The organism is Paenibacillus sp. VTT E-133291, from assembly GCF_002264395.1.
Lineage (GTDB): Bacteria > Bacillota > Bacilli > Paenibacillales > Paenibacillaceae > Paenibacillus_AQ > Paenibacillus_AQ nitricinens.
Genome location: NZ_NFVA01000164.1, coordinates 1 through 6149, shown reverse-complemented (window position 1 = coordinate 6149; position 6149 = coordinate 1). Strand labels below are relative to the sequence as shown.

Annotated in this window: 5 protein-coding genes; 3 read left to right on the top strand and 2 right to left on the bottom strand. The window is 45.4% G+C overall.

The features are described from left to right. Positions 1–714, top strand: a 714-nt coding sequence (locus CA598_RS30805) for a carbohydrate binding domain-containing protein (RefSeq protein ID WP_306440499.1), incomplete at its 5' end; no start/stop codon positions are given. A 118-nt stretch (positions 715–832) separates the two neighbouring features. Here the strand turns inward: CA598_RS30805 and CA598_RS30800 are convergent. Next, a complete protein-coding gene (locus CA598_RS30800; protein WP_094878967.1) occupies positions 833–1864 on the bottom strand; it encodes a LacI family DNA-binding transcriptional regulator in 1032 nt (343 codons plus the stop codon). Between the two features lie 121 nt (positions 1865–1985). Here CA598_RS30800 and CA598_RS30795 point away from each other — a divergent pair, with 121 nt between their 5' ends. Continuing rightward, positions 1986–3686: an alpha amylase N-terminal ig-like domain-containing protein gene (locus CA598_RS30795; protein WP_094878966.1), complete on the top strand. Its 1701-nt coding sequence runs from the start codon at positions 1986–1988 to the stop codon at positions 3684–3686. 46 nt (positions 3687–3732) lie between these two features. Here CA598_RS30795 and CA598_RS30790 read toward each other — a convergent pair whose 3' ends face one another. Further along, positions 3733–4791, bottom strand: a complete 1059-nt coding sequence (locus CA598_RS30790; protein ID WP_094874782.1) for a M23 family metallopeptidase — start codon at positions 4789–4791, stop codon at positions 3733–3735. A gap of 294 nt (positions 4792–5085) precedes the next feature. Between CA598_RS30790 and lipA the strand changes: the two genes are divergently transcribed. Beyond that, the gene (lipA, locus tag CA598_RS30785; protein ID WP_094874781.1) at positions 5086–5991 is read left to right on the top strand and encodes a lipoyl synthase; all 906 of its coding nucleotides are present in this window, start codon (positions 5086–5088) and stop codon (positions 5989–5991) included. The last annotated feature ends 158 nt before the right edge of the window (positions 5992–6149 follow it).

The following is a 6149-nucleotide window of genomic DNA, read 5'->3' as shown; positions in this document are numbered from 1 at the left end:
CCAACACCAACACCAACACCAACACCAACGCCAACGCCAACGCCAACGCCAACAGTAACACCGACAACGATACCGACACCAACAGTAACCCCAACACCGACGACTACACCGACTGGCAACACTGCAACGATCTATTATAAGAATACGGCTTACAGTAGCTCTTATATTCATTACAAGCTGGATGGGGCGACAGTCTGGACGACGGCTCCTGGTGAACAGCTTCAAGCTTCTTCTTTCCCAGGATATAAGTCGATTACAATTCAGCTGGGCACTGCTGCCGGACTGACCGCAGCCTTTAATAATGGCAGTGGTACATGGGATAACAACGGCAGCAGTAATTACCATTTTGATGCTGGAACCTGGAGTCTGGTGAACGGAAGTATTAGAGCAGGGGAACCTCAAGCAGACAGTGTGACGTTTCGTGTAAATGTTCCAGCGTCTACTCCGGCGAGCGGACCTCTGTATCTCACCGGTACCTTCAACAGCTGGAATGCAGCGGATCCAGTCTATCAACTGACTAAAGGTAGTGATGGGGTATATTCCATCACACTGAGCTTACCAGCAGGAACAGCGGTGCAATATAAAGTTACGCGGGGCGCTTGGACTAATGTGGAGGTAAACTCGAACGGATCGGATATTTCCAATCGAACGCTTACACCAGCAGGCGGCGCACAAACAGTGAATCTGACCGTTCAGCGTTGGAAAGATCTATGAGTTGCTACTCAAGTGGATCATAATACCTTTCACATGACAAGGAGCGGCCCCCGTGTGGGGCCGCTCCTTGGTAAGTAGTATGAAGCATTTTCATTGCAGAAGATACAGAGTAGTCCAATTACGAAGTTACTCCAGAGAATTTAGTTCTCATCGTAGATTCACGAGGAATTAGTTCTGGCTCTAGTAGCAAATGTTTGTGGGGCGCATCATTGCCACGAATGCGTTCCATCAGTAGCTGCCCTGAAGATACACCCAGCTTGAACGTATCGATATTAAGCGAAGTTAAAGGAGGTGTTGTGTAACGAGACAACGGATATTCATCAAAAGCGGCGATGCCGAGTTCTGATGGAACATCAATTCCGAGTGCTTTTGCGGCTTGAAGTACCCCAAAGGCTACATAACTGTTCATACACACTACAGAGTCTGGACGTTCTTCACGCTGCAGAAGCTCAAGTGCTGCATGATAGCTATCATGTTCATCAGCCTTGCAGTTAATGATCCATTGCTGAGGAACGATAAGGTCAGCCTGCTGTAATGCGCTTAAGTATCCACTTAGGCGATGTGTATAAATTTTTTCCTGCTGCTGCCCGCCTATGAAGGCTATCTTTGAATAACCTTGTTCGATGAGATGCTCGGTTAGCATGCTGCCGCCTGCTTCATTATCGAAATCAACCCAACTTCCGGGGGCCATAATCTCTCCAATGGAGATGTAAGGAAACTCCAGTTGATTTAGTTCTTCAGAAAGTTCTTCAGTCAGCACGGAGTTGTTGGCAATAATACCGTCGACACGTTTGCTAAACACAAGCCTATTTAGAAAATGGCCTTCTGGACTGCTATGTTGCACATTGGAAATGGTCAGCTCGTATTTTAAAGGTGCAATTACGCTCTCGATTCCACCAATAATGTTGTAAAAGAATTGGTTCAGAAACTCACTTTCTTTAGACATATCGACCAGTAAGCCAATATTGCAGCTGCTTTGTCTAGCTAACCCAGTAGCGATACTGCTTGGCGTGTAATTCATTTGCTTCATAATCTCTCGAACCTTTTGTTTCGTTTCCTGTGATATTTTTGGGGAATCATTTAGTACTTTAGATACAGTGGATTTAGCCACATTGGCTGCTTTAGCAATATCAGAAATTGTTACTTTCATCTTCGTCCCTCATAACTTGAAAACGGTATTTGTAACCATAATAACACAAATTTAGCAGTCTCTCTAATGATGTATGAACAGATAGATAGAACGATAAAAGTATAGAAGGAGTCCATAAGTTATGCCTCAATCATGGTTTGTCTATCATACAAGTGAAGATCCATTTGCCTATCCTGTAGGTACAGGGACCCTGAAGCTAAGATTATTTACACAAGCTGGACAGCAATTATCCTGTACCGTAATCCACTCGGATCGTTATGATTCTCCGGGGCAAGAAGTTCCTTTGCAGATGGAGCGGATCGGGTCGGCCGGTATTTATGAGATTCACGAAGCAATTATTCAGACCAGCACTAGAAGGAGCAGGTATCTATTCCATGTAGCGAATGCTGCGGGGCAATATGTCTGGTATGGAGAGAGGGGCGCGTCGGAGAATCGGGAACGTGCAGGTTCTTTTCAATATGCATACATTCACCATTCTGAGGCTATGAAGTTACCTTTATGGAGCCAGGATGCGGTGACCTATCAAATTTATCCTAGCAGCTACAATGGTGGAACTCTAAAAGGCATTACGGACAAAATACCTTATCTACAGCAGCTTGGTGTGAACACTATTTACATGACGCCTGTATTTGAGTCTCCTTCTGAGCATAAATATAACACCTCCGATTATTATAAGATCGATCCTGCGTTTGGCGATGTAGATGGGTTGAAGACGCTAGTCAGTGAGGCACATCGTCATGGAATTAAGGTCATTTTGGATGCCGTGTTTAATCATTCGGGAGATCAATTCTTTGCGTTTAAAGATGTAATGGAAAAGGGCGAACAGTCTCCATATAAAGATTGGTTTTTTATTCGTTCTTTTCCCATTACACAGACGCCTGCCCCGAATTATGAAACATTCGCTAAAGCTGAAGCGCATATGCCTAAGCTGAATATGGATCATCCTGACACGGCTAAATATATGATAGAGGTTGCGAAGTATTGGATTCGTGAAACTGCGATCGATGGCTGGCGTCTTGATGTAGCGAATGAGGTCAACCCGGATTTTTGGTCCCGGTTTCGGCAAGAGCTCAAGTCTGAATTTCCTGAAATTCTACTTATTGGAGAGATAATGCACGCTTCTGGGCCTTGGCTTAGAGGGGATCAATTCGATGGTGGCATGAATTATGTGCTTCGGGATGCTGTGCTGGAATTCTTTGCAGAGCAGTCAACAGGGCCAGATCGCTTTATGGAGCAAGTACTCCATCAGGAGGCGTTGTATAATGACCAGGCCAATTCGGCGATGTTTCAATTGATTGGCAGTCATGATACGCTGCGTTTTCTTACAGCATGTAAGGAAGGGGGACGTGGCTGGGACCGTGAGAGTACGGCAATACTGCGCATGAGGTTGGCCGTTTTTTTTCAGATGACTTATATCGGTATTCCGATGATCTATTATGGGGATGAGGTTGGGATGGAAGGAGCTACGGACCCTCACTGTAGAAAAGCTATGGTATGGCAAGAGCAAGCTCAAAATACTGCGCTGCTGAAGTGGTATCAAGAGCTGATTTTCCTGAGAAAAAGCTGTGATATTCTACGAAAAGGTAAGTTTCGTCCTTGGTTCACGGATGAAGTCCGTAATGTCTTCGGTTATATACGGGGGACGGGTCAAGAGAAAATAGGTTTAATTATCAATAATTCTCCGAACGCGTACGAGCTTGAGCTTAATGCATATCGTTCAGATAAGAATTTGCTAACCGATTTAATGTCAGGAGCTACTTTTAAAAATAATAACAAGCTTATATTGAGCATTGAACCGTTTGGTTGCTTGATGTTGTACTAAAAGGGTATAAGGCCTCTCTCTGAAGAAAGGGGCCTTATTGTTGTTCTTAATTCGTAGCACTTTTTTTATTTTTGTTCTTTCTGTCTCTATACTCCTGATTCTCCCATTGTTTTAGTAGTGGGAAGGGGTCAAAAGCCCATTCCGTAATCCCTCGGTCACGATAGATGCCAAAATGTAGATGTGGCGGGAATTTCCCTTGTGTTCCTGGATTACCGTAACCGGAGCTGCCGACCCAGCCAATGATCTCACCTGGTGAGACGATATCTCCACGTGAAATGGATTTGTTATACCCGGATAAGTGGGCGTAATAATGGTAACGGTTCTCGATATCGCGAATTCCAATTCTCCAGCCCCCATAGCGGTTCCAGCCTTTAGTTTCCACTAAGCCAATGCAGGTACTGCGTACCGGCATACCTTGCGGTGCAAAGAGGTCAGTTCCTTCGTGGATACGTGCCCCACCCCAGCTTCTGCCGGTTCCCCAGGTGCTACGATAAGAATAAGAATTACTTAAGGGAAGTGGAAAAGCATTACCTGATAGGTCAAGCCGCCCAAAATGTTCATATAGCTTGGCGAACTGAGCTATGCGCTGAGAGGCACGACCATTGTGATAATACTCCCAAATGCCAATGCTAAAATCATTAGCTGAATCACCATATTTCTGCAAGTGTCTAGCCATACTATATAGAACATCAGCATCATTCTCTGGATCGGCGATTCCATCTCCTGAGCCATCACGGCCGAAGCCGTTAAAGAAGGTGATGGATTCAGGAGAAGTATCCTCTTGATCCGGGTTGAGTGGACCGGACCATACGGGTGCTGGAATCATGATTCCAGTAAGACGGTTAGTGGCTGGTTTGTCTGAGGCCCCTTTTTTGGCGATGGTGCGTTCATATTGATCAATGGCTGCGAATCTAAACCAAGGGATTCCAGTGGCTGCGCTCAGTTGATCATAAATTCCCCTACGGGCAGACCATAAGGATTCTTTGCTAGCATTAACAGGATTGCCGCTGCTTTCCACCGGTTGGACTGTAGCCTGTACTGCAGCTGCTGGAACGGGAAGGCCTAAACCACCCCAAAGGATAGCGGCCGCGGACAGACATAACATAGTTCTCCGGTGATTAGTATTCTTAAATAGGGCCAGCAAGATAACAGCCTCCTTTTGTCCGGGCGTAGAATTGAATGTAGGCACTTCGGATGAAGCTTTTATTATAGATTGAAGCAAAAGGCTACTTTTTATCCGTTCTTGTCTAAAGGTACCAGTAAATTCTTCGCCGGAATCGAAGATGGCAGACCCTGCATATTTCACAAAAACAGGCAATTGTAAAGCGCACATGTTATAATATGAGGCAGCATCTTTCATCTGCAGCATCACATTCAGGAGGAAGCGGGGTTTATTATTTTGACGAATAAAACAGCAAAGCAGCCTAAGCCGGATTGGATTAGAATCAAGCTAACTACCGGTGATAACTATCAGGAAATCAAGAGCATGATGCGTTCTAAAACTTTACATACCGTATGTGAAGAAGCTAGGTGTCCGAATATTTATGAATGCTGGGCCAATCGAACGGCTACCTTTATGATTCTTGGAGATATATGTACTCGCGCATGCCGTTTCTGCGCTGTAAATACAGGACTGCCAACAGAGCTGGACCTGCAGGAGCCTGAACGTGTAGCAGAAGCTGCAGAGGGAATGAACCTTCGCCATTGCGTGGTGACCAGTGTGGCCCGTGATGATCTTGCGGATGGTGGCGCCCAGATTTTTGCTGAGACGGTAGCGGCAATTCGTAAACGCCTTCCGTTATGTAGTGTTGAAGTATTGATTCCAGATTTCCTGGGAGAACGGAATAGTCTGGAGATTGTCATGAACAGTAATCCGGACATTCTTAACCATAATATCGAGACGGTGGAACGTATGTCAGACCGTGTACGGGCTAAAGCGAAGTATCGCCGTTCAATGGAACTTCTGCGTAGAGCCAAGGAAATGAAACCGGATATTCCTACCAAATCAAGCATTATGCTTGGGGTCGGTGAAGAGTGGGATGAGATTTTACAAGCAATGGATGATTTACGAGCCGTAAATTGTGATATATTGACTTTAGGACAATACTTGCAGCCTTCTCCAAAGCATTTAAATGTGGAGAAATATTATCCACCAGAGGAATTTGCGCTGCTTAAGGAAGAGGGATTGAAGCGCGGCTTTAGCCATGTGGAATCAGCCCCGCTTGTTCGCAGCTCTTATCGTGCGCATGAGCAGGTGAAATCCGCCGCTCAAGCTCGTGAGGAGCGCGTGGTTTCTTCTAGTTAATTTTTTTATTTTTCAAGGTAGCAGGGGGCTGAAGGAGCGAAGCGATCTGAGTCTCCCACCCCTAGGTTACACATAAAAAATCGTTGATTTGAGTCATTGGAGAGAAATGTTGGAGCTGTAGGAGCGGTAGCGTTCGCCTGAAAGCTTTCCGAAGGAAA